Below are 25,823 nucleotides of genomic sequence, written 5' to 3' on the forward strand. Positions count from 1 at the left end.
CTCGCCCCGCCTTGCCTCACGGAGGTCACGACCCGTGGATGACGACGACGTCCCCGCCGGCCGCGCCGAGGAGCGCGAGCCGCAACTGAAGGCCGTGGCGTACCGGATGCTCGGCTCGTTCGACGAGGCCGAGGAGGCGGTACGGGACGCGGTCCGGGAGTCGGTGCGGGAAGCGGTCCACGAGTCGATACCGGGGTCGGTACCCGGGTCGGCACCGGAGACGGCCCGCCGCCCCACCGCCGGCGGACGGGTGCTCGACGCCCTGGCCCGGACCTGCCTCGAACGGCTCCGCGCACGCGAGGCCCACCGCACCGCCCCGTGGGATCCCTGGGCCCCCGTCCGCCCTGACCCGGCGGGCCCCGACCCCGCCCTCCTGACGGCCCTGGACACGCTCACCCCGCCCGAGCGGCTCGCCTTCGTCCTCCACGACCTGTTCGACGTCCCGTACGAGAAGATCGCCCGGAGCCTGGAACGCACCCCGGCCGCGGCCCGGCAGCTGGCCGCCCATGCCCGGCACCGGGTGGAGGGCACCGAGGAGATGCCGGAACCCGACCCGGCCCGTCAGCGGGAGACCGTCGCCGCCTGCCTGGCGGCCGCGCGGGCCGAGGACTCCGAGGCGCTGCGCGCGCTCCTCGACCCGGATGTGGCGCTGCGGGCCGACCCCACCGCCGTACGCGCCGGGGTGGCGCCCGCGCACGGGGCGGGGCCGGTGGCCCTGGCCCTCGCCGGGCGGACCCGGGAGGCCCGCCCGGCCCTGGTGGACGGGGCGGCGGGCCTGGTCCGCGACCGCGGCGGACGGCCCGACACGGTCTTCTCCTTCACCGTGCTCGACGGCCGGATCACCTCGGTGGACGTCCTGGCGGACGAGGGCCACCTCAGCCGCCTGACCGTCCAGGCCCTGGCGGGGAACACCGCCCCGGCCTGAACGCCCTCACTCCCCCAGCACGCGCCCGGCGCGCTCGGCGACGTGCGCGGGCGGGGCGAGGTCCTCGGGCAGGACGGGGTCGGTGACCGGCTCGCCGAAGGTGGTCACGACGGGCAGGACACCCGCCCAGAGGCCGAGCTCCGCGTCCTCGGAGTCGCCGTCGTCCGGCGGGCCGCTGCGGGTCTTCACCGAGGCCTCGGTGAGGTCGAGCGCGAGGACGGCGGTCGCGGCGAGCTCCTTGCGGCTGGGCTGCCGCACGTACTCCCACTGACCCGGCGCGCTCTGCTCGGTGAGCGCCCGCAGCCCGCGCAGCTTCTCCTCCGGGTCGGTCACGATCCGCGGTATGCCGTAGACCGTCGCGCAGCGGTAGTTCACCCCGTGCTCGAAGACGGAGCGGGCGAGGACGAGACCGTCGACGTGGGTGACCGTGACGCAGACGGTGGTGTCGGGGGCCTGGACCAGACTGCGGCTCGCGACCGAACCGTGGAGGTAGAGCCGGTCGCCGTCCACGCCGTACGCGGTGGGCACGACCATCGTCGTCCCGTCGACGGGGACCCCGAGGTGGCAGAGGAAGCCCGCCGCGAGCACGGCGTCCAGATCGGCCCGCCGGTGGCTGCCCTGCTCGCGCATCCGCCGCAGCCGGGTCCGCTCGGTGACGACCAGGCCGTCGCCGTCGCCCGTCGGGTCGGCGGTGGGTGCTGTGGTGGCGCTCATGATGCCCTCTCGTTCCGCGTACCGGTCGCAGGTGGTGTTCTACGGGCTCACAACCCGTCACCGCCACCGGCGCCCGCCTGTCGGAACGCCTCCCGCTCGGGTCGGAACGCCTCCCGCTCGGTCCAGGCGCAGCCGGCCGGCACCGGCTGCCGGCCGCGGGGAGCGCACCAGCCGACCCGCTCCCAGTCGCCGTTCCGCTGTCCGAGCGCCACCGGGACGCTCCACGGGCGGCCGGAGAAACCCGCGCCGACGGCCTTCACGCACGCCTCCTGGACGGTGAAGATCCAGGCGAACTCCCGTCTGCGCCGGGCCTCGGGCATGCCGGACAGCGCCTCGGCGTCGCCGGGCGCGCAGCACAGCCGCAGCATGCGGTCGCCGACGGGGTACGGGGTCTGCACGTCGACGCCGACGTCACGGTTCCTGCCGACGGCCGCGGCGACCCAGCCCGAGGAGTGCGAGAGGCTCACACCCAGGTCGGGCCGGTCGGGCAGGTACGGCCGGCCGCTCGGGAGGGCGGCGACCGGCCCGCCCCGGAGGTCCTCGCCGATCTCCCGCAGCAGGGCCCGCAGCAGGGTCCGCGAAGCGGCGTGCTCCACGGCGCGCCACGGCGGCAGTTCCGAGGCGGCCGCCCGGTCCGCGGCGGCGACGGGCAGCGCGTCGAGGACCTCCGCGCTCCGGCGGACCAGGTAGTGCACGCCCTCGGCGGGCGTCCTCACCTGCTCAGAACCTGATCAGACGCGGTCCGGGACACGTTGGAGGGTCCGTATCGGTCGGGCGGCCAGGAGCGCGGCGGCGGTGAGGAAGGAGACCACGACGCCCACGAGGAGCACCGCGTCGGTGCCGAACGCGCCGACGGCGGGTCCTGCCAGCGCGCTGCCGATCGGGTACATGCCGACGGAGCCCGCGACCTCGTAGGCGTGGACGCGGTTCAGCACCTCGCCCGGCACCTGGGTCTGCACGCTGGTGGCCCACATGACGCCCCAGACGCCGATCCCGGCGCCGACCAGGACCTGGGCGACGGCGAGCATCCAGACCGGCCAGCCGAGCACGATGCCGAGCGGGTAGATCGGGTAGGCCATCATCGCCACGGCCCCGGCGGCGAGCGGCCGCTGGGGCTTGTAACGGATCGCGAGGAGGCCACCGGCGACGGTGCCGGCGCCCAGCGCGGCGTTGATCAGACCGAAGGCGGACGCGCCGTGCTCGGGCACGATGACGCCGGCGGCCACCGACAGCTGCGGCCCCCAGGAGAGCACCGCGTAGAACATCCAGACCAGGATCACGCCCCAGAGCCAGCTACGGGACGTGAACTCCTGCCAGCCGACCGCCAGATTGCGCCACAGGCTCTGGCCGGGCGGCGGCGCGGGCACCACACCGAGCCGGAGCACGAACAGGCAGATCGCGCTGGTCCCGTAGGCGACGGCGGAGATCACCATCACCCAGCCGGTGGACCCGAACCCGACCAGGGCGCCGGCCAGCGCCGGGCCGCCGAGGCCGGTGATCGCCTCGGAGGTGCGCAGCACGCCGTTCGCGCCCTGCACGTCCCGGGAGACCAACGGGACGGTCGAGGAGGCGCCCGGCTGGAACAGCGCGTTCGCCGTACCGGCCACCACCAACAGCCCGTACAGCTGCCAGAGATGGTCGATGCCGTGGATGAACAGGAGGGCGAGCAGGATGTGGGCGGTGAGGTTGGCGATGTCCGCGATGATCATCATCCGGCGGGCGGTGAACCGGTCGGCGAGCACCCCGCCGAACAGCACAAGACCGGCGAACGGGGCGACCAGGAAGGCCATCGAGTACCCGGCGGTGTCCAGCCCGTACCCGCCGCTGAGCAGACCGGCCGAGACCGCGACCGGCAGCATGGCCCAGCTGAGCAGACCCGCGCTGCGGGCCGTGAAGTAGAACTGGAAATTACGGGACCAGATCGCCGGCTCTCCCGAGGGCGGCACCCCGGGGGACGACGCCCCCGACGGCGGCGGCCCGTCGGGCCCGTCCTTCGTCGGCGGCGGTGCGTCCGCCGCGGTGTGGTCCGCCAAGCGTTCTTCCATGACTGTTCAAACCCTTCGGTCGTTGATCGTGGTCTTCATCGGGCGGTGGGCGTGGCCAGTTCCGCCACGGTGACCAGCTCCAGGCCGCGTTCGAGCAGGCCCTCGACGATCGACGGAAGGGCCTCCACGGTCTGGGCGCGATCGCCGGCGCCCTCGTGCATCAGCACCACCGAGCCCGGGCCCGCGGACTCCAGGACGGTCGCGGCGATCCGCTCCGCACCCGGCCGCGCCCAGTCGCGGGTGTCCACGTCCCACATCGTCAGCGTGGTCGGATACCCCTCCAGGGCGGCCAGCACCTCGGGGCTCAGCGCGCCGTACGGCGGCCGGAACCGGGTCGGGGCCTCCTCGCCGGTCACCTTGGCCACGGCCTCCGCCGTCCGGTCGAGCTGCTCGCGCAGTTGCTCCGGCGTGAGGTCGGGCAGGTAGGGGTGCGACCAGGAGTGGTTCCCCAGCTCGTGGCCGGCGGCGGCGGTCCGGCGTACGAGGTCGGGCAGCGCCGCGACGTGGTGCCCGACGCAGAAGAAGGTCGCCCGGGCTCCGTAACGCTCCAGGATGTCCAGCACCTGTCGGGTGAACACCGGATCGGGGCCGTCGTCGAAGGTGAGCGCGACCCGCGGGGTGTCCCGGCGGCCGTGCTCGAAGCAGCGCCCGGCCGCCGTCAGCTCCGCGACCATCGGCTCGCCGCGCCTCACCCCGTCGAAGTACTCCTCGGCGCGGCCGGTCAGCGTGCCGCCCTCGGCGGTGACCCGGGCCAGCTCGCCGGGCGCGGTCCTGGCCCGCTCCGCCAGCCGTGCGGCCGGGACGGAGCCGAAGCCCGGCCGCGGCGGCAGCAGCCAGGGATCCGCGCGGTAGACCTCCAGGCCGGCCGCCGTCATCGGGCCGTCGAGCAGGCCGTTGGTGCTGTCCAGGACCACGGCGGGCGCCCGCCCGCCGTCGAAGTCCCGCAGCCAGGCGATGAGTTCGGCGGTCTGGGCGCCGCTCCAGCCGCTCGGCTCCACCACCCGGCGCCCGGCGCCGTCCAGGACCTCGACCTCGTACCCCTCGCCCGTCCAGGCGATTCCCGCGTACCGCGCGGTCGTCAGGGCGCTCATCAGTCCCCCAGCGCGATCGCCTCGGCGACGATCAGCCGCTCGACCCCGCGAAGGAACCGCTCCATCCCGTCGCGGCCGAGGACGGCCGGGTCGGCGGTCATGGCGAGGTCCAGGGCGCCCGGCGCGGTCAGCACGTCCACGGCCATCGAGACGTTCTTGCGGGGCAGGAACTCCGTCGGCCAGCTCAGCTCGGTCCGGCCGATCAGCTCGCTCAGCGCGGCCCGCGGCCTCTCGACGGTCTCGAACGGCCCGACGGCCGGGTCGCGGGTGTCGTTCCACCAGTACGAGTGGTCGGCCGCCTCGCCCTTCTCGACGAGCAGCGCCACCTCCCGGTCCAGCGCCCACTTGTCGTACGAGGCGTGGCGGAACGCGCTGAACGCGACGGACCGCGTCCGCCGCACCGCGTCCTCGAAGTCCCGGTCCGCGTCCGTGAGCCGGAACAGTGCCTCCTGCGCCACCGTGCTGACCGCCGCGGCGGCGGCGGGCTGGAAGCGGTTGCCCACGACCACCTGGAACAGCACGTCGCTGCTCCCGGACATCCTGGCCAGCTGGTGGGAGGCCGCGCCGAGCAGCACCGCGGCGTCGCTCACCTCCAGCTCGGCCGCCACCCGCCCGACGGCGACCGCCAGGGCGGGCGAGCGCAGCAGCGCGTTGGGGAACATCCGGCCCGGGTCGTCCGCGAGTTCCGGCGCCGCCGGGTCCTGGAAGATCCGCCGTGGCCCGGCGGTCAACTGCTCGCACCAGTAGCGGCGGGCCGCCTCGTCCCGGCGACGGCCGAGCGGCGACGCCTGGACCTCCGCGGCGTCCAGGGGCTGGAGGGAGGGGCGCGCCAGGCGCAGCGACGCGGCGGTCTCCCCCGATACGACCGACTCCAGGTCGCGGAGCAGGATGCCGAGACCCCAGTAGTCCATCCCGGTGTGCGCCCCGACCAGCACCAGCCGGTGGACCAGGCCCTCGGACTCCACGAGGCCGACGCGCAGGGGCCACTCCCGGGTGTGGTCGAAGGAGCGCCCTGCGAGCTCCTTGAGCAGGGCGGCACCGACGTCCGCGGCCCGTGCCGCCGGGCACGTACGGATCTCCACCGGAAGCTCGCCGCTGCCGTCCACGACCTGCTCCAGGCCGTCCTCGCCGTCGGACAGGAACCTGGTGTGCAGGCTGTCGTGGAGCAGGAGGAGCTCCGTCACGTCCGCGAGGACGCGGGACACGGGGCGGGGCGGGCTGACGGGGAGGTCAACCGGCACGTTGTAGCGGGGGGCGTCGTCGCCGAGCCGGGTGACGACGCCCCAGATCGCCCGCTGCCCCCAGGTCGCCGGGCCGGTGCCGGCTCTCGCCGAGTCCAGCCTGATGGTCCGCGTCTCAGCCGTGGTCATCGTGTTCCGACCTTCCCTTCGGTTGCCTTGTCCGATGTCTGTCGAGTCCGGGCCGGGCCCGGCGAAGCGTCTGGTCCGGTGTTCCGCCCCGTACGGCCAACCGGGGGCGAGCCCGTCCACCACGGCGGGGGCGTGGTGGACGGGCTGACCCCGGACCGCGCGGGAGTTACCCCTCGCCGCGGGCGAAGAGCGCCACGTGGCTGCGGCCGGAGCGCGGGTCGGTGTCGCACAGGACGACCCGCCGGTACGTCTCCCGCCACTCCTGCCAGTGATCGGCCAGCTCCAGCCAGAGGCTGGTGCAGTAGCTGCCCGGGGCCACCCGGTGCACCGCGGTGCGCTCCGGGACGTCCTCGGTGACCCAGGGCCCGAGCACGAGGAGCGTGCCGTCCTCCCCGAGATCCGGGCGGTCGAGGGCGGCCGCCGCCGAAGCGGCCGAGTACGCCCGGACGAACGCCAGGCCGCCCTCGCCTTCGGGGGAGGTCCCGAGGACGACCGCCGCGGCCGAGTCGATCAGCGGGGTGTCCTGGACCAGCGGGAAGGGCGTCGGCAGGGTGGTCTGTTCGAGCACCGCGAGCACCACCTCCGCGGCCCGCCCCGCGCGGTGGTACGCCGAGGCGATCCGCAGCGCGGTGAAGGGCGCGGCCAGGCCCTGCTGGACGATCGCGAAATTGGCCGCCCGGCCGCCGAGGCGACCCGTCAGGTGCGGCGCGACGGCGGTGAACGGCACCACGTCCGGCAGGGCGTGGGTGACGATCAGCAGCTCCGGCCGGCTCCGGCCGACGCCCTCGTCGGCGACGAGCAGGTCCGCGAGGTCCCGGTGATGGACGTGCGCGCCGCGACCCAGCAGCTCCTCGTCCGGCTTCTCCCCGAAGGGGGTGAGCAGGTCGCGGTAGTAGTCGAGCGCGGCCGGACGGTCCTCCGGTGCCCGGCCCCGCGGCGAGCGCACCGCCGCGGCGGCCCGGACGGCGAGTCCGCTCATGACGTCCCCTCTGCTTCGCGGAGTGCGGCCTCGACGTAGTCGGCGAAGGACCGCATGGTCCGCAGGTGGTCGATGTCGAGCTCGTCCGGGTCGACCGCGATCCCGGTCGACTCCTCGACGGTCATGAGGAGCCCCAGGACGGCGATGGATTCGAGCTGGAGCTCGTCGAAGAGCGCGGTCTCCTCGGTGAGCCCGCTGACCGGCCGCTCCAGGACCTCGCTGAGCGCCTTCTCGATGACGAGCAGGATCTCCTGACGCTCCATCACGTCGCGCCCCCCGCACGGTGGGTGATCACCATCGCGCCGAAGGTCGCGCCCAGGCCGACGGAGACCAGCAGGTAGTGCGCGCCGTCCACGAGGCGGCCCTCGTCCCGCAGGGTGGTGTAGTTGACGAAGACGTCCGAGGCGAAGGTGTGGCTGTAGCGCGGGACGTTGTCCAGGAAGACCTTCTCCGGCGCCACCTTCAGCTCCTTGATGGTCTGCCGCCAGGCCAGCTTGTTGACGTTGTGCGGGATCACCAGGTCGACGTCGTCGAGCGTCAGTCCCGCCTCCGTCAGGGCCTGGTGGATGACCTCGGAGATCCGCTTGCCGTACTGCTCCCCGAACTCGGTGTTCTGCTCGGCGGTCAGCTCCAGCCACTGCGCGTACTCGCCCAGGGTCCGGGTGGCGAAGGAGCGGACGACATCGCCCTCGCCGTCCAGGGTGATCAGGCAGGAGGCGGCGGCGTCGGCCATGATCGAGGTGTTGGGGACGAGCTGGACCATCGGCGAGTACGCCTGCTCACCGGTGACCATCAGGGCGTACGCGCCCTCGGCGCCCTCCGCGCGCAGCAGTTCGCCGAGCACCTCGATGGCGCCCAGGCTGCTGACGCAGGCCTGGTGGCTGAGACCGAAGGCCTCCGTGCCGTCGAGACCGAGGTCCTCGCCGACCGCCTGGGCGATGTCCACGTCGGCCGGGGCCACCGCCTGGGTGACGTGGGCGTAGGCCAGGTACTCCACCCGGCCGCCCTCCGGCAGGGCGGCCAGGGCGCCGCGCGCGGCCGGCCGCAGCAGGTCGAGCAGCGGCAGCTCGGGGTCGAAGCGGAGCGTGTCCAGGCCGTAGAACTTGCGGAACACCCCGAGCTCGGCCCGGCGCAGCCCCAGCCGCTCACCCAGCTCCTCGATCCGTACGCTGCGCTCGGGCAGGTACGACTCGATCCGCTCCAGGGTGATCCGACGGTCCGAGACCGGCAGGTCCGAGACCGGCAGGTCCGAGACCGGGAGGTCCGTGGTCGGCTGACCCATCAGGCCGTCGCTATCTCGGCGCGGATCAGCCACAGCCGGTTGGCGCCCCGGCGGTCCCTCGGCTGGACGTCGTACGGCCAGCGGCCCTCGCCCGCGCCGGGCTCGCCCGGCTGCCGCAGGTCGGTGGTCTTCCAGCCGTTCGCGGTGAGGAACTCCTCGGGCTCGTCGGTGCCGAAGATCCACGGTGTGCCGTCGGCGGCGAGGGTGTCCAGCCAGCGCTTCGAGAACGGGCTGCGCAGCAGCGCGCGTCCGAGGATGTCGAAGGCCAGGTGGCTGCCGGGGGCGGAGGCGGAGGCGAGCAGCTGGAGCAGCCCGGCCGCCTGCTCCTCGGTGAGGAAGAAGGTCAGCGCCTCGGCGACCCACAGGGTCGGGCGGGTGCGGTCGAAGCTGGCGGCCTCCAGGGCGGGCAGCCACTCCTGGGTGAGGTCGGCGGAGACCTCGCGCCGGTCGGTGCGCGGCTCGGCCCCGAGGGCGTCGAGCCGGCGGCGCTTCTCGGCGATGAGCAGCGCGTGGTCGACTTCGTAGACCTGGGCGCCTTCCGGCCAGTCGAGCCGGAAGGCGCGAGTGTCCATGCCCGCCGCGATCAGGACGACCTGCTGGATCCCGCCCTCGGCGAGGATGTCCCGGATGGCGTCGTCCAGGAACCGGGTCCGGATGGAGATGAACGGCAGGAGGCCGCCGCCGGCGTAGCGCTCGATCAGCTCGAAGCCCCTGGGCGCGGCAAGGTCCTTGGCCAGCGGGTCGACGAACAGCGCGTCCTCCCGCTCGGACTCCTGTGCGCGGGCCGCGGCCATCCACTGTGCGGTGTACGAGACTGCATCCATGGTGAAGATCCCTCCTCGGGATCAGGCGAAGAACGCCTTCTCGATGGTCGCGAGGGTCTGGAAGTCCTCGATGTCGATGTTGTCGAAGTCGATCTCGACGCCCGCGGCGTCCTCGATCGTGTAGACGAGCTCGACGAAGGCGAGCGAGTCGACGAGACGGCTCTCGATGAGGTCGACGTCGGCGGCGAGCTCGGTGCGCTCGGGGTGACGGCCGAGGATCCAGTCCCGGACCTTGTCGATACCTGCGGAACTCATGGCATTCCCTTCGGAGTCGCTGATGCTGCGAGATGGGGTGAGCGGGCGGGATGGTGAGCGAGAGAGGTGGAGGAGGCCGCGACGGCGATCGCGAAGCCGGCGTCGTGGCTGATGCTGACGTCGATCGGGCCGAGCCCGGCGGCCCGGGCCAGCTCGGCCGCCCTGCCGGAGAGCCGGATCCCCGGCCGGCCGCCGGGACCGCGCAGGACCTCGATGCCCTGCCAGGGCACCGGCCGTCCGACGGCGCCGAGGAGCTTGAAGACGGCCTCCTTGGCGGCCAGCCGTCCGGCGATCCTGGCCTGGTCGGGTGCGCCGTCCGGGGTCCGGGAGACGGTGAGTTCCTCGGCGGACAGGTACTTCCCGAGCAGCGGCCCGATGCCGAGAACCGGCGGCCCGGCATCGGGGTCGAGGAGCTCGCCGACCCGGGAGAGCGGGACGAGGTCGACGCCGATCAGGGGCTGGGTCACGACGGGGCGTCGGTCGCCGCGGCGGCGCGTACGGCGGCCAGCGCGGCGTCGAGGTCTTCCTCGAAGTGCTCGGTCAGGACCGCGATCCAGCGCTCGAGACCGAAGGCCACGCAGGAGGTGTAGGCGTGCTCGCCGGACTCCAGCCGGATGCCGCACCGCTCGCCGAAGAAGTTGCGGTGGGTGTTGACCGAGGCGATCGCCAGGTCGCCGTACTGGAACTCGTACTTGACCGGGCTGAGCTTCTGCATCAGGGCGCGGCCGTCGTCGTTGCGGAAGAACGGGTCGCCGGCCGGCACCTTGCCCAGGTCGACCCCGAGTGCGCCGGCGAAGGCCTGGATCCGCTCGGTGAAGCCGGCCAGCACCTGCTGGGTGTGCTCGAAGCTGCCGAGTGCGACGATCTCGCGCATCTGGAAGGTGGCGAGGCGGCGCAGCCCGCCGTAGTGGTCCTCGTTGCGGAAGCAGCGGTTGACCAGGGTCACCAGGGTGTCGTCGGCGACCTGGTCGCCCTCGTGGAAGAGGTACGCGCCGTAGCAGGTGGCGTGCGGCAGCCCGTACCGCGCCTCGGTCACCGCGCCGGGTCCGAACTTCCCGTCCACCGGCTTGTGCTGATCGTCCGCCAGGTCGAGGGAGCCGGCCACCCAGGCGAGCTGGGGGAAGTTGGTGTAGACGTCGAACTTCTCCAGGTCGGTCACCGGGAAGAGCGGCGGAGCGCTGATCTCCTCGGCGCCGGCCGCGGTGCCCCAGCCGGCGAAGACCCCGTCCAGCTCCTTGAGGAGCCGGGTGGCCTGCGGCCCGAGGATGGCGACCGCGGGTGCGCCGTCGCTCCCGGTCAGGCGGTTCATCGGATGAGTCCCGTCTTCTCGAGGTACTTGGCGGTCTTGCGGAAGGTGCGCAGCTCGGCCTCGGCGCGGGCCGGCGACTCCATGAGGGACCGGCGCAGCTCGTGCGGGTTCTCCAGGCCGGCGTCGCGGTAGACCTGCGGGTGGTAGAGCGAGTCGAAGCTGTGCTTCAGGTAGCGGCGCAAGTAGGTGGAGACGTCGTCGAGTTCCTGCTCGGTGGCGGTCTCCTTCAGGTCCTGGTGGAGCAGGCTGACCAGCTCGCGGCCGAAGGCGATGTGCCGGGACTCGTCCTGGTGGTGGATCCGGTTGATGCCGCGGATCGTCTCGTGCAGCCGCTGGTCCTCGGCCATCGCCGAGTTGAAGTGGTCGACCAGCTCTTCGAAGATCAGGATGCGGGTGAACACCAGCAGGCTCTGGATCTTGGCCGAGGAGCCGGCCACCTCGGCCCCGCCCGCCGGCTGCTTGTAGATCTTCCCGCCGTAGCGGAGGCAGAATTCGGCAAAGAACCACATGTGCTCGTTCTCCTCACCGATGAAATGGTGGAAGAACTCCGAAGGCGTTTCGAAACCGGCGGTGTGAATCCGGGCGACCACTTCGATGAGCAGTTCCCGGATGCCGTGCACGTTGAGGCTGTAAAAGTTGATGCTCTCGTGCTTGGAAAGCGTGTGGAGCTGCTGCGGAGTGAGCTTCTCGGCCCATTCCGTCCCGTACGTGGTGGTGAGCTCGGGGCTCATCCACCACATGTCCTCGGGCAGTCGGTCCGGCCACTCGAACAGCCGGTACGGGTTGTAGTAGTCGTCGATCGACTTCGTGGCGAGCCGGTCCAGGATTCCCCGGAACCGGTCGTTTCGGTCGATCACGTCGCTGACCATCGCGCGATGTCTCCGTTCGCTTCGAGGGCTCTTTGCTGAATCCAGAATGGGATTCCGGTGGAGGTTCCCTCAAGGACCGAAACCGGCTGCCGAATTCGGTCAGCGGGCGTGCGGCGGGAAGGCAGGGCCAGCGGGCGTTCAGCGGTCCGGCCGGTCCGCCAGTTCCGCGCGCAGTGCGGCGTTCTCCTGCTCAAGGCGGGCGATGCGGTCGCGGACCGGCGCCAGGGCCTCGGAGACCTCGTCCTGGCTGAAGCGCGGGGTGATGTGGTTGGGGCAGTTCCAGGCGTACGCCTCGACCCGGATGGTGACCAGCTGCTCGACCGTTCCGTCAGTACGCGGCGAGTCCAGGCGCTCGACGAGCTCGGGGGCCTCGCCGACCGGCACGGCGGTGGCGTGACCGAACAGCTTGAGGCGGGTCTGCCGGGCGTGGTCGATGAAGAACAGCGCGACCCGGTCATTGCCGCGCACGTTGCCGGTGGTGATGTACTGCCGGTTGCCGCGGACGTCCAGATAGCCGAGGGTGTGCGCGTCCAGGACGTGGACGAAGCCCGGCGGGCCGCCCCGGAACTGGATGTACGGCCAGCCGGTCTCGCCCACGCTGGCGAACAGGAAGCCGTCGAGGCTCCGGATGAAGCCGGTCTCGGCGCCGGTGAGCGGCTCGGCCTCCTCGGCCGGCTCCCGCAGCCGCCGGTCGGTCGCCGTGGCGCTGCCCATCTCCTCCTGGACCCGGCGCACCGACGAGGTGTACGCGAGTCGGTCGTACCGGCTCATGCGGCACCCCTCAGGGCCAGGTCGACCAGGCCGGTCCGCGCGGCCAGCACACCGGCCTGGAAGCGGCTGGACGCCGCCAGTTCCTGCATGATCGTGGCCACGTGGCGGCGGAGGGTCCGCTCGGACATGCCGACCCTGCGCGCGATCACCTCGTCCTTGGCACCGGAGGCCAGCAGGTCGAGCAGGGTCGCCTTCAGGTCGCCCATCGTCCCCGCGTAGCCGGCCGCGCCGGAGTCGAAGTCGAACGCGGACTCCCAGACCCGGGCGTGCAGTCCGGCCAGGAAGGCCGCGACCGCGCCGTCGTAGACGACGGCGATCGCGTCGCCCTCGCCGGCCGGGATGAAGGCCGTCTTCCGGTCGAAGACCAGGAAGCGGTCGCGTACCTCGTTGGTGGTGCGCACCTGCCCACCCGCGGGCAGGAGTTCACCGAGGTGCGCACGGGTGTCGGAGTCGCCGCGGGCGGTGTGGGGGTAGAGGATCCGGCCCTGCGCACCGCGCCGCACCGCCTCCAGGACGAGCGGACGGGCCAGCCGCAGCTCGGGGGTCTCGCGGGCCACGCAGGGCTGCATCACGAGGACCTCGGTGGTGCAGCCCTGTGCGGCCTCCAGGAGGCGCAGCTCGATCTCCTCCCGGTCGTCGGTGATCACCACCGGTTCGGCGCGGGTGCTGGCCTGCTTCTCGAACGCGGCCACGAAGGAGCTCAACTGCCCTTTGAATCCTTCGAGTCGGTGGCGGCTGTCGAGGATCTCCCGCTCCAGGGGGACCAGCAGCTCCATCTGGGCGGCGTCCGGGCTGACCGCGACCAGCCGGTCCGCGCCGCCCTCCGCCGGCTTGACCAGACGCAACTCACGCAGCACGCCGACCGCCTGCTCGGCACGCTGCTGCGGGACGCCCAGCTCCTCGGCGATCCCGGACGGGCTGAAGTCGCCACGTCCGATGGCGCGTTCGTAGAACGCGACCACGAACTCGTTCACCTCGGCTGCGCGCCGGGCTTCCTGACGTGGGGTCTGTGCCGGGGATTCCATCGTCGCCTTTCTGATCGCGCGGGTGTGGTGCGGCCTGTGGGCATGGCCGAAGGGAAGGGTCCGGGAACGCGCTCGGCACGGGGCGGTGGCATAGGCCAACGTGAGCTGTGGCAACGTGTCACCTCATGAATCGGCACGGGGAACGGCCTTCCGGTGCGGCCACCGTACGATTCCGGCCTGGGCGGGCTCCTACAGCCGGACCAGAGGCCCGGAAGCCCCCGGAAGTCCGACCGCACCGGCGCTGACCTACCGTTCTGCCGGGCGCCGCCGAGCGGCCTGCGGGAACCGGCAGAACCGGGACGCCTGCCGGAGTGGTTGACCTGCCGCCGGAGGTACGGGCCCTCAGCAGGTCAGCCCGACGCCGGCGACGTCGTCGGCGGTCTCCGCCCCGCGGCCGCGGGGGGTGAGTCCACGCGCCTGGGGGAGGTGGTCGCAGGCCGGCCGCATGGCGCCGTCCTCCTGGCGCGCGGCGCGGATGCGGCGCAGCGCCAGGTCCTGCCCCTCGTTCCAGCCGGCCAGCCGCGCGAGCTCCAGAGCGCGGCCGAACAGTTCCAGGGCCTGCGCGTTGTTCGCCAGCACCCAGTGGCATTCGGCGCGCCTCAACTGGGCGGCGGCCTGGGCCCGCAGCTCGCCGTCGGCGACGGCGGCGAACAGGCTGGCGGTCGCGACCTTGAGGCAGTCGCCGGTGTACATCCCCACCGAGAGGTAGTCGTGCAGGCTCTCGGCCAGCCGCCAGGCGAGGGCGGTGAAGCCCGCGCCGGAGGCCTGGAGGACGGCGCCGGCGAGGTTCTCCCGCTCGCTGTCGAGCCACTCCGAGGCCTCGCCCGGGTCGGAGAAGACCGGCGACGCGGCTGGATCCACGACCTCCTCCGCCGGATAGAGCAGCCGGGCCGCCGCGTCGGTGTGGTGGAGGTACCAGTCGAAGAGCCGCTGCCGGGCGGCGTGCGCCTCCTCCCTGCTGACCAGTTCGCGCCCGTACGAGCGCAGCAGGTCGTGCTTCCCGAAGCGGCCGGCCGCCCGTTCCCGTACGAGATGGGCGTTCGTCAGGCTCACGAGGAGGCCGGCCGCTTCGGCCGGAGCCGAGTCCGCGAGCGCCGCCGCGCCGGCGACGGTGACGTCCGGGCCGGGTATCAGGCTGAGGAGCCGGAACATCCGCTGGGCCGCGGCCGGGAGCGCGCGGTAGGAGAGGTCGAAGGCGGCTCGTACCGTCGAGCGCCGGTCCCCTTCGATGCGCAGCCGGCTGAGCATGTCGTCACCCGCTAATTCGGCGCAGTAGTCGGCGATGCCGGCATCACGGGCGAGCAGGTTGGCACCGGCGATCCGGATGGCCAGCGGCAGACCGCCGCACACCTGCACGAGCCTGCGGGCCGCCTCTTCCTCGGCGGCGACCCTGCTCTCGCCGATGGTGCTGCCGAGGAGCTGGCGGGCCTCCTCCGGATCGAGCACGTCCAGGACGAGCTGGCGGGCGCCGTCGCTCGCGACGAGACCCGCGAGCCGGCTGCGACTGGTGATCACCACGGCGCAGCCCTGGGCGCCCGGGATGAGCGGCCTGACCTGTTCGGCGTCGCGCGCGTTGTCCAGGACGATCAGCATCTGCTTGTCGGCGAGCAGCGTGCGGTACAGCGCCGCGGCCTCGTCCTCGTCCGCGGGCAGCTGGTCGGGCGGAGCGCCGAGAGCGCGGAGGAACTGTGCCAGGACGTCGCCGGGTCTCAGCGTCGGCAGCGGGGAGTGGCCGCGCAGGTCGATGAACAGCTGCCCGTCCTCGAAGTGTTCGCGCCGCGCGTGCGCCCAGTGCTTGGCGAGGGCGGTCTTGCCGACGCCGGGCGCGCCGACCACCGCCACCATGTGCGAGCGGCGCGCCGGGTCGGGCGAGACGAGGGCGTCCAGCTCCCGCATCTGCCGTCGCCGTCCGACGTACGAGCCGGCCATGGCGGGCAGCTGGGCCGGGAGCGGGCCGGCGGGCACCGTGCGACCGGCGGGCACCGTGCGGTCGGGGGGCGGCGCGGGGCGGTCGGGGCGGCGCTGCGCGAGGGGCAGTTGCTGGCGCAGCACCCGCAGTTGTGCGTCGCGTACCTCCGCGCTGGGGGCGATGCCCAGCTCGTCGTCGAGCCGGTCGCGCAGGCGGTTGAACACGTTGAGGGCGGCGGCCTGTTCCCCGCAGCTGGCGAGGGCGAGGATCAGCCGGGCGTGCAGGCCCTCGTGCAGCGGCTCGGTGTTCACCATGTCCCACAGCACCGGGACGGTCTCCTCGGGCCGGCCGAGGAGCAGCGCCGTGTCGGCGTGCAGCAGTACGGCCTTGACCCGCCGCTCGTTGGCCACCACGGCGGCCGGATGCTGACGCAGCACCGGGTCCGCGTCGGCGAGCACGGGGCCCCGCCACCACTGGAGGGCCTGCGTCAGCGACTCGTACACGGCGCGCGGGTCCTGCGCGCGATGGAGGCTTTCCGCCTGGGCCACCAGCTCGTCGAAGTGGCCGAGGTCGATCTGGTTCCGGGCGGCCTCCAGCAGGTAGCCGGTGGGCGTCCGGACGACGGTGGGCGGCGGAACGGTCCGCAGGCCGCCCTGCTCGAGCAGCCGGCGGACCTGACTGACGTAGGTGTGGATCAGGCTCTGGTAGGAGCTGGGCGGCCCGGACGGCCAGAGGGTGTCGGTGATCTCCTGCTGCGTGGCGGGCTCGGGGTGCTTGAGCGCGAGGAGTCCGAGCAGGCGGCGCAGCATGGGGCTGGTGACGGGGACGGGGGTCCGGCCGCGCTGGAGGGAGAGCGGGCCGAGGATCAGCAGGCGCGGCCGTACGGTGTCGCGCGGCGGCCCGGTGCGGGCGGCGGTCAGCAGGTCCGCCAGCTCACCGCCGGTCAGCCCCAGCGCCTCGGCCAGGCGCTGGAGGGTGCGGGACTGGGGCCGCCGCACCCGGCCGCGCTCGATGTCGCGCAGCGCCCTGGTACTGATCCCGGCGCGCGAAGCCGCCACCTCCTGGCTCAGCCCGGCCCGCCTGCGGAACGCCTGGAGCCGTGGCCCGAACGAGCCGGCCTCGCCTGCCGGACCTCCCCGGGGAAGCCCCGTGGCCGCCGTCCTCTCTGACATGGCATCCCCCTCATCCGATGACCGCGACCTGTGGATCATGACCGGCGGTGGCATTGCGGGCTGTGCGTGGCCGACTCCGCGGAGGCTTCGTCAATCGATCAGTTTGGACTAGACCAATGAGCCAAGCAAGGGGTCCCGAACCCGCTCCGGGGGCCGCAGCCGCACCCGGGCATGAAAAAACCCCAGGTCACGGCGAGTGAGTCCTGGGGTAATTCCGAGCCGCCTTCGGGATTCGAACCCGAGACCTACGCATTACGAGGCCCCACAAGATCATCCCGGGTGGTGCCGGACGGTACCGCCGAGTCCTGTTTTCGCTGATCAGAGGCTTGCGACCTTGATCGGCGTGACGGCTGGTCCTCCCTAGTGCCACCCAGTCCGCTCACGCAGCGCTCACGCAAGCAGGCCGTCCAGCGAGCGCAAACCCGTAGGTCTCCGGTGCTGCCGGAAGCGACCACCCGTACGAGTCATTGCCCCAGGCCCGGCTCCGGGGTGAGCTGTTTCCATGCATCGCTGGTCTCCCCTGAACGAACGACAGCTCGCCCTGCTCGGCCGGCTCGCAAGCGGCAAGGAGTCCGAGGAGCCCTGGGACCCTGGTGAGTTCCGCACGGCCTACGCGCTGCGCGACCGAGGGCTGGTGACGATCAAGCGCAGCGGGAATGAGGTGGATGCCAAGGTCACCGAGGCCGGCACCTTCTACATCCAGCACGGCCACCACCCGGACGACCCCGCGCATGCCGAGGAGAAGAAGGCCGCCAGGGGGAAGGCAGCAGGTGGCCCCCGCTCCGCGTCCTACGCCGACAGGCCAGTGGCACTCGCCCGTCGGACCAAGGCGAAGGAGCTCATCGAACGACTCGTTACAGACAGGCGAGTCACCTTCACCAAGCCCGACGACGCCACGGTGACGGAGTGGCGACGCGTGCTCGACTACGCGAAGCGCCACAGCCTCATCCCTGAGGGCAAGCGCGTCGAGAGTCTCCGCATGTGGAATCGCGACCTGCAGATCTCTCTAGTCGAGGGGCCACACCCCAACTCGCTGCGACAGCGACCGGACGAGGCGCCGCCCGTCCACGTACCCACTCAGTTGCGCTCTCCGCATCCGGTCGTGGCCGCACTGAGAGACGACGAGGGCCGACTCGTCATGCCCGCGCCACTGCGCCGCCGATCATTGCTGCTTCTCCAGGGCCTCGCCGCCGAGGCAGTACGTCGAGGGCACAACGTGAAGGATCATGAAATCCCCTCCCGGCGGCTCAGCCATGCCTACACGTACAACGGGCGCCACTACCCCTCCAGCTACTCCCTCCGCGAGGGCGAAGTGGACTTGGTCGTGAACGGCTTCACCTACACCGTCACGATCCAGCAGGAGTCTCCCCAGTCCACCGACCCAGAGCGCTCGAAGAGCCTCGTGATCGAACTCGGCTACAGCCAAGCCAGCCGGCAGTCCCGCTGGGCCGATCGCAAGCGCTGGGTGCTGGAGGACATCCTGGGAGCCGTACTCCGGGAGGTAGAGACCCGCGCCGTAGAGGACGCGCAGCGGAAGGCGGACGAGGAGCGGACCAAGGCCGATCGCGAGGTCCAATGGCGGGCGGCCATGGAGAAGGCGAAGGAGCTGGCCGCGCAGGAACAGTACGCCGAGGTACTCCGTGCGCAAGCCGGCCAGTGGCAGGAAGCAGCGAGCCTGAGCGCCTACTGCAACGCCCTGGAGCATCGGCTGGAAGAGGCGGCCGGGGAAGATGAGGCGGCGGTGACATCGGCGCACGGGTGGTTGGCCTGGGCACGCCGTTACGTTCAGAGCCTCGACCCACTGACCCGTCTACCCGCCAAGCCCACCGCTCGCGAACCGAAGCCCGAGGAGCTGGCGCCTTACCTGAATGGCTGGAGCCCACACGGCCCCGAAGCGCACCGTGGATGGGGAGCCCGCTGAGGAAAGGTCAGCGGCCCAAGAGCAAGGCCGCCCCAGCCATGCTCGTTCTGGCCTCGCGCCTTGGGCAAGACCAGCACGAGCACTCGTCCACTCGGACAGCGAGCCAGCCCGAAAACTACGCGCCGTAGAGCTCGGGGGTGCTGTCCCACACTCTCGTGCCGCAGTAGTACCGGGTTGCGCTCGGGTATTCAACATCCCGCTCCCGATACATCACAACGTATCCCGACAAAGCGCTGATCTGCCATTCCGTTCCCAGCGCTGCCGCCAGGAGACGGAATGCCTCATCTGCGGAAATTGCACCCTCGGGAATTTCCACCGAGACGGTTTCAATTTCGCTCCCCTGATAGGCGAATCTGAAAAGATAGGGGAGCTTCCCCTTGAGCAGGGTAGCGAACTCAAGCGCCGTCACCCGCCCGCGCTGTCCATCATTTCGAATCGCCCAGGCGAGATTGATGGGATACAGTGCGTCGAAGTGTCGAGACTTCAGTACCGTACGGTCGCGATTCCGTCCGGGATCCGAGTTTCCGAAGCCATTCATATGCCAAGGGGCATCTTCCCCTTGATCGAGCAAGCGATTAATGAGCAAGCGCGCGGGATAAACTACAGACAGGTCGTCTTCTACGTACAACCGCGTGAAGGACATCTCGCTTACATCTATGTTAAGGCGTCCGCTAATTTTCACCATCTGCCCTTGAAGCCGCTGCTGCAGCGACCTGTCGGATTGCCCTACATAGACAATCGCACTACCAGGACCTCCCAGACTGCGATACAGTTGGTAGACCCCCGGTGAATCGTCGAGCGTGGCCAGATTCTCATGCGTGAGAGCGACTGGATCTTGCTTTTCCATGAGCTGAATAAACAGCTCCTCGGCCTCCGGGGTGATCAGCCTGACCGTGAGATCGCCAGCACGCTCGACCCTTCGACCGGGTGGGCGGAACGCTACATTTCGAGCGAAGGTGTAGAGGTCGGCGGTGTCTGTACCACGCCGGTTAGGCGCTGGAAGACCCCGAGCCATAACCAATGGGCGAAGTTCACGGTAGATGTCCCCTAGCGTAAGCGCCGAAGGGCCGTCTTGAATACCTTGGCGCACAATATCCAGAAACGCGCGGGTGAAGGAGGTAGGTACGGTCATCTGCTCAGCCAGCGGCGCGACGTGTGCCGTACCGTCTGCAGCAGTCAACGTATAAGCGCCACTCACGGCGGTGGCATCCGCGAAGTGTCCGTCACCGCCTGCCGACAGCCCCTGGATGGCACGCCCAGAATAGCAACAGTCCAGGATGACAATTTTTACCTGCGCCGGACTCCCCATCACAATGCGCCGAACCTTGGGGTATTCCAGTCCCGTCAGATCTGGATCGCGCAAATCCGTACCGTGGACCGCAAGGCACACGTCACCCAAGTCCGAGATTACGCCGTGCCCCACAAAGTAAACCAATAGCGTATCGCTGGTCTGCTCTGCGATCCGCCGGAGCTGCTGCGCAAGCGCGGCGGCATTTTCAGGGTTCTCGATGATGGTTACGCGATCCTCTGGCCACCCGCAAAGTTCAGGGTCGGTCAGCGCGTCAAGCATGCCGCGCACGCTATTGAGCGCGGCCGGCACCGCAGGAAATGAGGTGTCTTGATAAGTCGAGACGCCTATGAGTACCGCATGCGATTCACCATGACTGATACCCTCAGTCTCCACTGGGGCCATCCATGAAGCGCTTAATCAGGTCCTCTGCCTCATCCGCACTACTGGATTCAATCTCCAGTGTTCGGTCGGCTCGCGTAATCGTGATCCGCAGCTTCGGATCGCTGCGACGACTCTGCAGCCAAGTCGCCACAGTGCTAGCAAGCACGGTGGCGATCCCACCAGACCCCAGCGCCACGGAAACCACTTCGAACGCACCGCCCAGCTGTCCAGGTTCGGGGCTGCTCCGCACCTGCTGCACTCGGCCCTGCAGGCGACGCTCACCCCGAAGCCATTCAGACAGCCCGATGAGGTCGTCGACGGTCTTCGACGACTGCAGCCTGAGTTCTACGTTCACGTCCACACAGCCCCCATCTGTCCCCTTGCCGCACGGCCACCGGCCAGCAGAGGTTCCACCTTACGGTCGTCACCCTTGAGAGAAGGACGCATCCTCAGGTGACACCCGGGGATCTCACAGCGTGCCGTTCTCCACAAGGTCTCGAATCGCGTCAGCCTTGCGGCGAACGATGATTCGCCCGTCCCCGTCGCTGTAGATGAGGACAGCGGCGCCTGGAGACAAGCCAGCCTCCGCGAGCAGCCCCAGGGGGATCTCGACGGTGCCAACGTCCGTCACAACGGCCTCAGCGGGTTCCCTGATCACGTCGCTAGTGTGTCACCTCGCGCCACGCTGGTAGCCAGCGTCCGTCTGAATGCAGTGCGAGGCGTCGCGCCCGGTCAGTCGCCGAATACCGGCTGATCCACTTCGATATCTCCCGCCGGCTCGGCCTCCGGCACCGCGTTGAGCGACTCACCGGCACGGTAGTACCGCCAGGCGCTCTTGTACTCGCCGGGGCTGTCGTCGTACATGATCACGTAGCCCATGAGGGCGGTGACCTGCCACTTGGCTGGTATCTCCGCCGAGACAAGCTGAAAGACCTCGTCGGCTGTCAGCCCAGCCGCTGGAACGTCGACACGCCGCGTCTTGAATTCCGCCGACTTCCCGTATCGGAAGTTGTACGGGAGCCCGGCCTTGGTCGCGTCCAGCAGTTCCTGCAGCGTCATCCCGCCAGACCGCAGGCCCTCGATCGGCCGGTCCAGGTCGATGGGAAAGAGGACGTCAAAGTGGTTCTGCTTGAGGACCGTGCTGTCCCGCTGGCGGCCGGGGTCCTTGTTGCCGAAGCCGTTGTTGTTCCAGGGGATTTCGCCGTTGTCCTTGTAGTGGGTGATCAGCAACTGTTCCGGGGCGAGGGCGGAGAAGTCCTCCGCCACGTACAGGCACGAGAAGGCCATCTCGTCCAAGGAGATGTTGCGTCGCCCCGAGATCTTGCGCAGGTGGTTGCGGAGGCGAGTCGGCAGCGACTTGTCGGCCTTGCCGACGTAGACGAACTTGCCGTTCAAGTAGAGCTGGTAGACCCCGGGCTTCTCTTTGAGTCGCGCGAGGTTCTCCTCGGTGAGAGGTGCCCGCGCCAGCCCCTTCAGGGCCTTGGCCAGCTGGTCACCCAGTGCCCTGGTGATGCTGAGGGTGAAGTCCTTGTGGTACTGCGTCCCGTCGTCGGAGCCCACCACCGGCGTCATCGGTCCCACTCCCTTGTCGGCATGATCGCGGGCAGCCTATCGGCGACCTGTACACACTGACGAACCTTCAGCTCGAATCGGCTTGAAGATCTACAACTCCGCGGTATGCTTTTGAAATGGCTGAACTGCAAGAAGGATCAAAGAAGGACCGCACGGGTGTCGAGCTCTTCGCTGGCGCCGGCGGTCTGGCCATGGCCGTCCACCGTGCCGGATTCCGACCCCTGCTCTTCAATGAGTTCGCCAAGCGGGCGTGCGAGACCCTGGAGGCCAACGGGGCCCAGCGGCTACCCGACGGCCAGAAGCCGACCCGGGCTCCCGAACCCGGCGAGAAGGTGCCCCTCGTCGCGGGCGATGTCCAGGAACTCGAGATGGACTACCTGGCCGGCGAAGTGGACGTCCTCGCCGGCGGCCCTCCCTGCCAGCCGTTCAGCCTCGGTGGCGTCGCCAAGGGCGACGAGGACAAGCGGAACATGTTCCCGCAGATGTTCAAGGCCGTCCGGCAGATCCAGCCGAAGGCCGTGATCTGCGAGAACGTCCGCGGTCTGCTCAGGCCCTCATTCCGTCGCTACTTCGACTACATCCAGCGCGAGCTGGAGCTGCCTTTCGAGGAGCGAGTCGACGGCACCGACTGGGAGCAGCACTACGAGTACCTGCTGGAGCGCCGCGAGAAGGAGCTGGACGACCCCAGGAAGCGGTACGACACCGTCATGATGCCGGTGAACGCAGCCGACTACGGGGTCCCGCAGATTCGCAATCGCGTGATCATCGTCGCGTTTCGTCGCGACCTGAACGTCGACCTTGAGCTCTTCAAGGACCTCGTGAGGCCGACACACTCCGAGACTGCCCTCTTCCGATCGATGGAGGACGGGAGCTACTGGGAGCGGCACGCGAATGTGCCCGACCACGTGCGCGAATGGGTCATGGCCCGCCTCCCGAAGACCATGCCCATGGACGACGGCCTGCTCCCCTGGCACACCCTGCGTGACGCGATCGTCGGCATCGGCGACAATAAGCCACTGCCAGAGGTACCGGACGAGTGGCTGGACCGCACCGAGCACTTCCTCGGCGGGTTCACGGAACACATCGGCTGGCCCGGTGCCCGCATCTACGACGGGCACACCCCCAACGAACTCGACCGCCCGGCGAAGACCGTCAAGGCCGGCGTGCACGGCGTGCCCGGCGGCGAGTCGGTCATGCTCCTGGACGAGCTGGTGGCCGACAAGGCCGCTCAGGGCGGCGTCCGGTACAAGTACCGGTACATGACGGTTCGCGAAACCGCTCGCGTCATGACCTTCCCCGACACGTGGGAGCTCAAGGGCCCGCGGGGGGAGAAGATGCGCCAGCTCGGCAACGCCGTACCCGTTGCCCTTGGCGAGGTCTTCGCCAAGGCGGTCGCCGCCGTCCTGGACGAGGCGGAAGATCGCCAGAAGTGACGGCGCCCACCAGCAGAGCACAGAGCGGCTGGAAGCACGACCCGCCGCCGGACCGGGCGTGGAAGGGGCGGCCCGGCAGGGCACGCTCCGCCATCGCCGCTGAGCAGGACCGGGCGGCCGGCGGTCGTCACAGACGATCTGTGGACCTCGGCGAGGGGCGCTTCGCCCGGGCCTCTGTGGAGCTGAAGGTGCTTCCCGACACACGACGCATTCGCGCGTACCTGCGCTGGTCCGACGGCGGCAAGTCCCCGGCCCGCTACCTCGGGCAGGTCGAGCACGAGACCCGGGCCGCGAATCTCACCGAGGGCTGGAAGATGGCCTGGGAAATGGGCCTTCTCACCGAGGAACCGCCGGCCGAGGGCTCCTGGGCTTCCTCGCCGTCAGTGCGTGCGGTGATGAGGGGCAACAAGAACAAGGACACCCGTCCTGAACTGCGACTCCGGTCCTTGCTGCACAAGCAGGGGCTTCGCTACCGCGTCGGAGCACGACCACTGCCCGAACTGCGACGAACCGCTGATGTGTTGTTCCCCAAGCCCAAGGTCGCGGTCTTCGTCGACGGCTGCTACTGGCATGGATGCCCCGAGCATCTTCGGGAATCACAGAAGAACGCCGAGTTCTGGCGCAGCAAGATCGAGGGCAATCGCGCTCGCGATGCTGAGACCGACCGCCTGCTGGGTGAAGCGGGGTGGACCGTCGTCCGCGTCTGGGAGCACGAAGATCCTGTGGATGCCTGCGCTCGGATCGAGGGCATAGTGCGACAGGCGTCAAGGGACGCGACCGGTTAACGCCAGTGTCCGGGAAGGGCGTTCGCGGCTACGTGCTTGCCGCCACCATTGAGGCATGAGGCATGGCATGAACGATTCGATCGCTGAGTGGGCAGCACAGGTGGCGGAGGCAGAGCTCCGGAGCCCACTTCCCCGGCGGTGGGCGCATACACGAGGTGTGGCTAGTCGTGCGGTCGAAGTTGAGTCCGCTATGGGTAAGGACGCCGCCCTACTCGTCGCCGCCGCCACACTGCACGACGTCGGGTACGCGCCCCGGTTGGCCGTGACGGGGTTCCATCCGCTGGACGGGGCCCGGTTCCTTCGCGACGAGCACGGCGCCGACGAGCGGCTGGTACGGCTGGTCGCGAACCACTCGTTTGCGCTCCTGGAAGCCGAGGAACGGGGGCTGCGGGAGGAGCTCACCAGCGAGTTCCCCTTGCTGGAGGAGCCGCTGCTGGTGGATGCGCTCGTGTACTGCGACATGACGACCACGCCCGACGGTGGCCGGACGACCGCCGAGGAGCGTGTCGCGGAGATCCTTGGTCGCTATGGGGACGACAGCGTGGTCGGGCGGTTCATCCGTCGGGCGGCGTCTGAGATCTTCGCCGCCGTGGGGCGGGTGGAGGCTGCGCTGGCGGCTCAGCCGAGGTAGGGGTAAGTGCCGGCGAGGTAATCGCCGATCTGCTGGCGCATGCTGGCGTGGATGTCGTACTGGTCGAGGTCGCCCAGCTGGACGAAGCGGACGCCGTCGGCCTCATCGTTGATCGTGGGCTCGCCACCGACGGGGCGGCCGATGTAGGTGTTCTCGTACTGCTGGCGGATCTCGCCGTCGGTGTACGCCACGATGTGGTTCGGGTTGGTGTAGACGCCGAGGAAGCCGGTGATCTCGGCGACGATCCCCGTCTCCTCCAGGCATTCGCGTACCGCGCACTCGGCCGCCGTCTCGCCGATGTCCTGGGCCCCGCCCGGCAGTGCCCACTGGCCGGTGTCGCGGCGGCGCTGGAGCAGAATGGCGCCGCTGTCGTCGACGACCAGCAGGTTGCTGGCGGGGATGAGGGTGTTGGCCTTGGGGGCGTCGGGGTCGTTGTAGTACTCAGTCCTGCCCATGTGCGGCGGTCCCCTCCTGGTCGGGTGTCCACGGCCGTGCGCCGGCCCAGACGGCGTCGAAGCTCTGAGCGTAGTTGTCGAACCAGCCGCCTTCGGTTCCCTGCCTGAGGTGGAACAGCGGGTTGGCGCTGGCTGGACGCCCCCACACGTGAGGGTTGACCAACAGGTTCTCGTCGTAGAGGAACAGCGACGTATAGAGGGTCGTGTCGTGCAGTCGTACTTCGCATCCCGGCTTGCCCAGGAGCGAGCGGTAGTACGTGAGTGAGGCGCGGATCTTGGCCGCGAGAGTGTCGCCGATGCCTTCCTCCCGGCCTCGGACAGCCACCGACCCGCCGGTGGGGTCGCCGAAGCACAGGCGGACTCGGACGCCGGCGGACGCGCGCTCAGCGAGCATCCTGGCCACGTCGGGGTTGGATTGGGCGAAGAAGGTGCCCGAGAAAACGAGGACGCCGATCTCCTTCTGTGCTCCTCGAAGCAGCGAGATCCACGTCTCTCGGGGCACGCTGGCCCGGTTCGGGTAGGTGCCGACGAGTTCGCCGTCGGAGGCCGGCGCTGCCTGCGTCGTGCGGGACCGCTGTGGGGGCCAGAGGAAGGACTCCTCAACCCGCAGGTGCTGGGCAGCGGCAAATCGGTGGCGCCGGTGGGGGACGCGCCCGCCGAGCCAGCGGCCGATGGTCTTGGGGTCCACTTCGCAGATCTCGGCGAGCGACTCGATCGAGACGCCCCTCTGGGCGAGTACAGAATGCAGTCGCTCGTTCACACCGGTCATGCAAGCGCGGGCTGGTGAGGGTGGACAAGGACGTATTGGGACGTC

The 25,823-nt window shown here is 70.3% G+C and carries 27 protein-coding genes; 5 read left to right on the top strand and 22 right to left on the bottom strand.

Going from position 1 to position 25,823, the window contains the following annotated elements; translation table 11 throughout:
- Nucleotides 1-34 precede the first annotated feature (34 nt).
- Nucleotides 35-925: a sigma factor-like helix-turn-helix DNA-binding protein gene (locus ACFWWU_RS00505; protein WP_384137367.1), complete on the top strand. Its 891-nt coding sequence runs from the start codon at nucleotides 35-37 to the stop codon at nucleotides 923-925.
- 6 nt (nucleotides 926-931) lie between these two features.
- On the opposite strand, the gene ACFWWU_RS00510 is transcribed toward ACFWWU_RS00505, so the two are convergent.
- The 16 genes from ACFWWU_RS00510 to ACFWWU_RS00585 all read right to left on the bottom strand — a co-directional run bounded on the left by ACFWWU_RS00510 (nucleotide 932) and on the right by ACFWWU_RS00585 (nucleotide 16,540).
- Nucleotides 932-1,639: a pyridoxamine 5'-phosphate oxidase family protein gene (locus tag ACFWWU_RS00510; RefSeq protein ID WP_384137369.1), complete on the bottom strand. Its 708-nt coding sequence runs from the start codon at nucleotides 1,637-1,639 to the stop codon at nucleotides 932-934.
- Between the two features lie 47 nt (nucleotides 1,640-1,686).
- Entirely contained in the window at nucleotides 1,687-2,355 is a 669-nt protein-coding gene (locus ACFWWU_RS00515) for a 4'-phosphopantetheinyl transferase family protein (RefSeq protein ID WP_384137371.1), read from the bottom strand.
- Between the two features lie 15 nt (nucleotides 2,356-2,370).
- On the bottom strand, nucleotides 2,371-3,684 hold the full coding sequence (locus ACFWWU_RS00520; protein ID WP_384137373.1) for an MFS transporter: 1,314 nt from the start codon (nucleotides 3,682-3,684) through the stop codon (nucleotides 2,371-2,373).
- Nucleotides 3,685-3,719: 35 nt separating this feature from the next.
- The gene (locus ACFWWU_RS00525) at nucleotides 3,720-4,775 is read right to left on the bottom strand and encodes a polysaccharide deacetylase family protein (RefSeq protein WP_384137375.1); all 1,056 of its coding nucleotides are present in this window, start codon (nucleotides 4,773-4,775) and stop codon (nucleotides 3,720-3,722) included.
- The gene (locus ACFWWU_RS00530) at nucleotides 4,775-6,145 is read right to left on the bottom strand and encodes a condensation domain-containing protein (protein ID WP_384137377.1); all 1,371 of its coding nucleotides are present in this window, start codon (nucleotides 6,143-6,145) and stop codon (nucleotides 4,775-4,777) included. Before ACFWWU_RS00530 ends, ACFWWU_RS00525 begins: the two co-directional genes overlap by 1 nt.
- Before the next feature lie 166 nt (nucleotides 6,146-6,311).
- Entirely contained in the window at nucleotides 6,312-7,124 is an 813-nt protein-coding gene (locus ACFWWU_RS00535; RefSeq protein WP_384137379.1) for a hypothetical protein, read from the bottom strand.
- Nucleotides 7,121-7,387 (bottom strand): acyl carrier protein, encoded by a 267-nt coding sequence (locus tag ACFWWU_RS00540; protein ID WP_384138371.1) that lies wholly within the window; start codon nucleotides 7,385-7,387, stop codon nucleotides 7,121-7,123. Before ACFWWU_RS00540 ends, ACFWWU_RS00535 begins: the two co-directional genes overlap by 4 nt.
- Complete coding sequence (locus ACFWWU_RS00545; RefSeq protein WP_384137381.1) at nucleotides 7,387-8,406, bottom strand: 3-oxoacyl-[acyl-carrier-protein] synthase III C-terminal domain-containing protein; 1,020 nt, start codon at nucleotides 8,404-8,406, stop codon at nucleotides 7,387-7,389. Before ACFWWU_RS00545 ends, ACFWWU_RS00540 begins: the two co-directional genes overlap by 1 nt.
- Entirely contained in the window at nucleotides 8,406-9,230 is an 825-nt protein-coding gene (locus ACFWWU_RS00550; RefSeq protein ID WP_384137383.1) for a class I SAM-dependent methyltransferase, read from the bottom strand. The genes ACFWWU_RS00545 and ACFWWU_RS00550 overlap by 1 nt, the downstream gene beginning before the upstream one ends.
- A gap of 21 nt (nucleotides 9,231-9,251) precedes the next feature.
- Nucleotides 9,252-9,485, bottom strand: a complete 234-nt coding sequence (locus tag ACFWWU_RS00555; RefSeq protein WP_024755837.1) for a phosphopantetheine-binding protein — start codon at nucleotides 9,483-9,485, stop codon at nucleotides 9,252-9,254.
- On the bottom strand, nucleotides 9,482-9,952 hold the full coding sequence (locus ACFWWU_RS00560; protein WP_384137385.1) for a holo-ACP synthase: 471 nt from the start codon (nucleotides 9,950-9,952) through the stop codon (nucleotides 9,482-9,484). Before ACFWWU_RS00560 ends, ACFWWU_RS00555 begins: the two co-directional genes overlap by 4 nt.
- Complete coding sequence (locus ACFWWU_RS00565; RefSeq protein ID WP_384137387.1) at nucleotides 9,949-10,794, bottom strand: hypothetical protein; 846 nt, start codon at nucleotides 10,792-10,794, stop codon at nucleotides 9,949-9,951. The genes ACFWWU_RS00560 and ACFWWU_RS00565 overlap by 4 nt, the downstream gene beginning before the upstream one ends.
- Complete coding sequence (locus tag ACFWWU_RS00570) at nucleotides 10,791-11,663, bottom strand: diiron oxygenase (protein ID WP_384137389.1); 873 nt, start codon at nucleotides 11,661-11,663, stop codon at nucleotides 10,791-10,793. Before ACFWWU_RS00570 ends, ACFWWU_RS00565 begins: the two co-directional genes overlap by 4 nt.
- Before the next feature lie 138 nt (nucleotides 11,664-11,801).
- Nucleotides 11,802-12,434 (bottom strand): pyridoxamine 5'-phosphate oxidase family protein, encoded by a 633-nt coding sequence (locus ACFWWU_RS00575; protein ID WP_384137391.1) that lies wholly within the window; start codon nucleotides 12,432-12,434, stop codon nucleotides 11,802-11,804.
- Nucleotides 12,431-13,459 (bottom strand): LuxR C-terminal-related transcriptional regulator, encoded by a 1,029-nt coding sequence (locus ACFWWU_RS00580; RefSeq protein ID WP_384137393.1) that lies wholly within the window; start codon nucleotides 13,457-13,459, stop codon nucleotides 12,431-12,433. The genes ACFWWU_RS00575 and ACFWWU_RS00580 overlap by 4 nt, the downstream gene beginning before the upstream one ends.
- A 342-nt stretch (nucleotides 13,460-13,801) precedes the next feature.
- Nucleotides 13,802-16,540 carry a BTAD domain-containing putative transcriptional regulator gene (locus tag ACFWWU_RS00585; RefSeq protein ID WP_384137395.1) on the bottom strand — a complete coding sequence of 913 codons (2,739 nt, stop codon included), beginning with the start codon at nucleotides 16,538-16,540 and terminating at the stop codon, nucleotides 13,802-13,804.
- 502 nt (nucleotides 16,541-17,042) lie between these two features.
- Between ACFWWU_RS00585 and ACFWWU_RS00590 the strand changes: the two genes are divergently transcribed.
- Nucleotides 17,043-18,461, top strand: a complete 1,419-nt coding sequence (locus ACFWWU_RS00590; RefSeq protein ID WP_384137397.1) for a hypothetical protein — start codon at nucleotides 17,043-17,045, stop codon at nucleotides 18,459-18,461.
- Nucleotides 18,462-18,576: 115 nt separating this feature from the next.
- Here ACFWWU_RS00590 and ACFWWU_RS00595 read toward each other — a convergent pair whose 3' ends face one another.
- From ACFWWU_RS00595 to ACFWWU_RS00610, 4 genes are all read right to left on the bottom strand, one after another.
- Nucleotides 18,577-20,154, bottom strand: coding sequence for a caspase domain-containing protein (locus ACFWWU_RS00595; RefSeq protein ID WP_384137399.1), 1,578 nt, complete (start codon nucleotides 20,152-20,154; stop codon nucleotides 18,577-18,579).
- A complete protein-coding gene (locus tag ACFWWU_RS00600; RefSeq protein WP_384137401.1) occupies nucleotides 20,135-20,494 on the bottom strand; it encodes a hypothetical protein in 360 nt (119 codons plus the stop codon). The genes ACFWWU_RS00595 and ACFWWU_RS00600 overlap by 20 nt, the downstream gene beginning before the upstream one ends.
- 108 nt (nucleotides 20,495-20,602) lie before the next feature.
- On the bottom strand, nucleotides 20,603-20,791 hold the full coding sequence (locus ACFWWU_RS00605) for a hypothetical protein (protein WP_384137403.1): 189 nt from the start codon (nucleotides 20,789-20,791) through the stop codon (nucleotides 20,603-20,605).
- A 74-nt stretch (nucleotides 20,792-20,865) separates the two neighbouring features.
- Nucleotides 20,866-21,705 (bottom strand): GIY-YIG nuclease family protein, encoded by an 840-nt coding sequence (locus ACFWWU_RS00610; RefSeq protein ID WP_384137405.1) that lies wholly within the window; start codon nucleotides 21,703-21,705, stop codon nucleotides 20,866-20,868.
- Nucleotides 21,706-21,821: 116 nt separating this feature from the next.
- On the opposite strand from ACFWWU_RS00610, the gene ACFWWU_RS00615 reads away from it, so the two are divergent.
- The 3 genes from ACFWWU_RS00615 to ACFWWU_RS00625 all read left to right on the top strand — a co-directional run bounded on the left by ACFWWU_RS00615 (nucleotide 21,822) and on the right by ACFWWU_RS00625 (nucleotide 24,554).
- Nucleotides 21,822-23,138 carry a DNA cytosine methyltransferase gene (locus ACFWWU_RS00615; protein ID WP_384137407.1) on the top strand — a complete coding sequence of 439 codons (1,317 nt, stop codon included), beginning with the start codon at nucleotides 21,822-21,824 and terminating at the stop codon, nucleotides 23,136-23,138.
- A 140-nt stretch (nucleotides 23,139-23,278) separates the two neighbouring features.
- Complete coding sequence (locus tag ACFWWU_RS00620; protein ID WP_384137409.1) at nucleotides 23,279-23,923, top strand: very short patch repair endonuclease; 645 nt, start codon at nucleotides 23,279-23,281, stop codon at nucleotides 23,921-23,923.
- Nucleotides 23,924-23,990: 67 nt separating this feature from the next.
- Entirely contained in the window at nucleotides 23,991-24,554 is a 564-nt protein-coding gene (locus tag ACFWWU_RS00625; protein ID WP_384137411.1) for an HD domain-containing protein, read from the top strand.
- Here ACFWWU_RS00625 and ACFWWU_RS00630 read toward each other — a convergent pair.
- Both ACFWWU_RS00630 and ACFWWU_RS00635 read right to left on the bottom strand, forming a co-directional pair.
- Nucleotides 24,542-25,009, bottom strand: coding sequence for an NUDIX hydrolase (locus tag ACFWWU_RS00630; RefSeq protein ID WP_384137413.1), 468 nt, complete (start codon nucleotides 25,007-25,009; stop codon nucleotides 24,542-24,544). The two genes, ACFWWU_RS00625 and ACFWWU_RS00630, sit on opposite strands and share 13 nt — an antisense overlap.
- A complete protein-coding gene (locus tag ACFWWU_RS00635) occupies nucleotides 24,996-25,769 on the bottom strand; it encodes an XRE family transcriptional regulator (protein ID WP_384137415.1) in 774 nt (257 codons plus the stop codon). The genes ACFWWU_RS00630 and ACFWWU_RS00635 overlap by 14 nt, the downstream gene beginning before the upstream one ends.
- Nucleotides 25,770-25,823: the final 54 nt, after the last annotated feature.

It is taken from the genome of Streptomyces sp. NPDC058650 (genome assembly GCF_042717315.1).
In the GTDB taxonomy this organism is placed as follows: domain Bacteria; phylum Actinomycetota; class Actinomycetes; order Streptomycetales; family Streptomycetaceae; genus Streptomyces.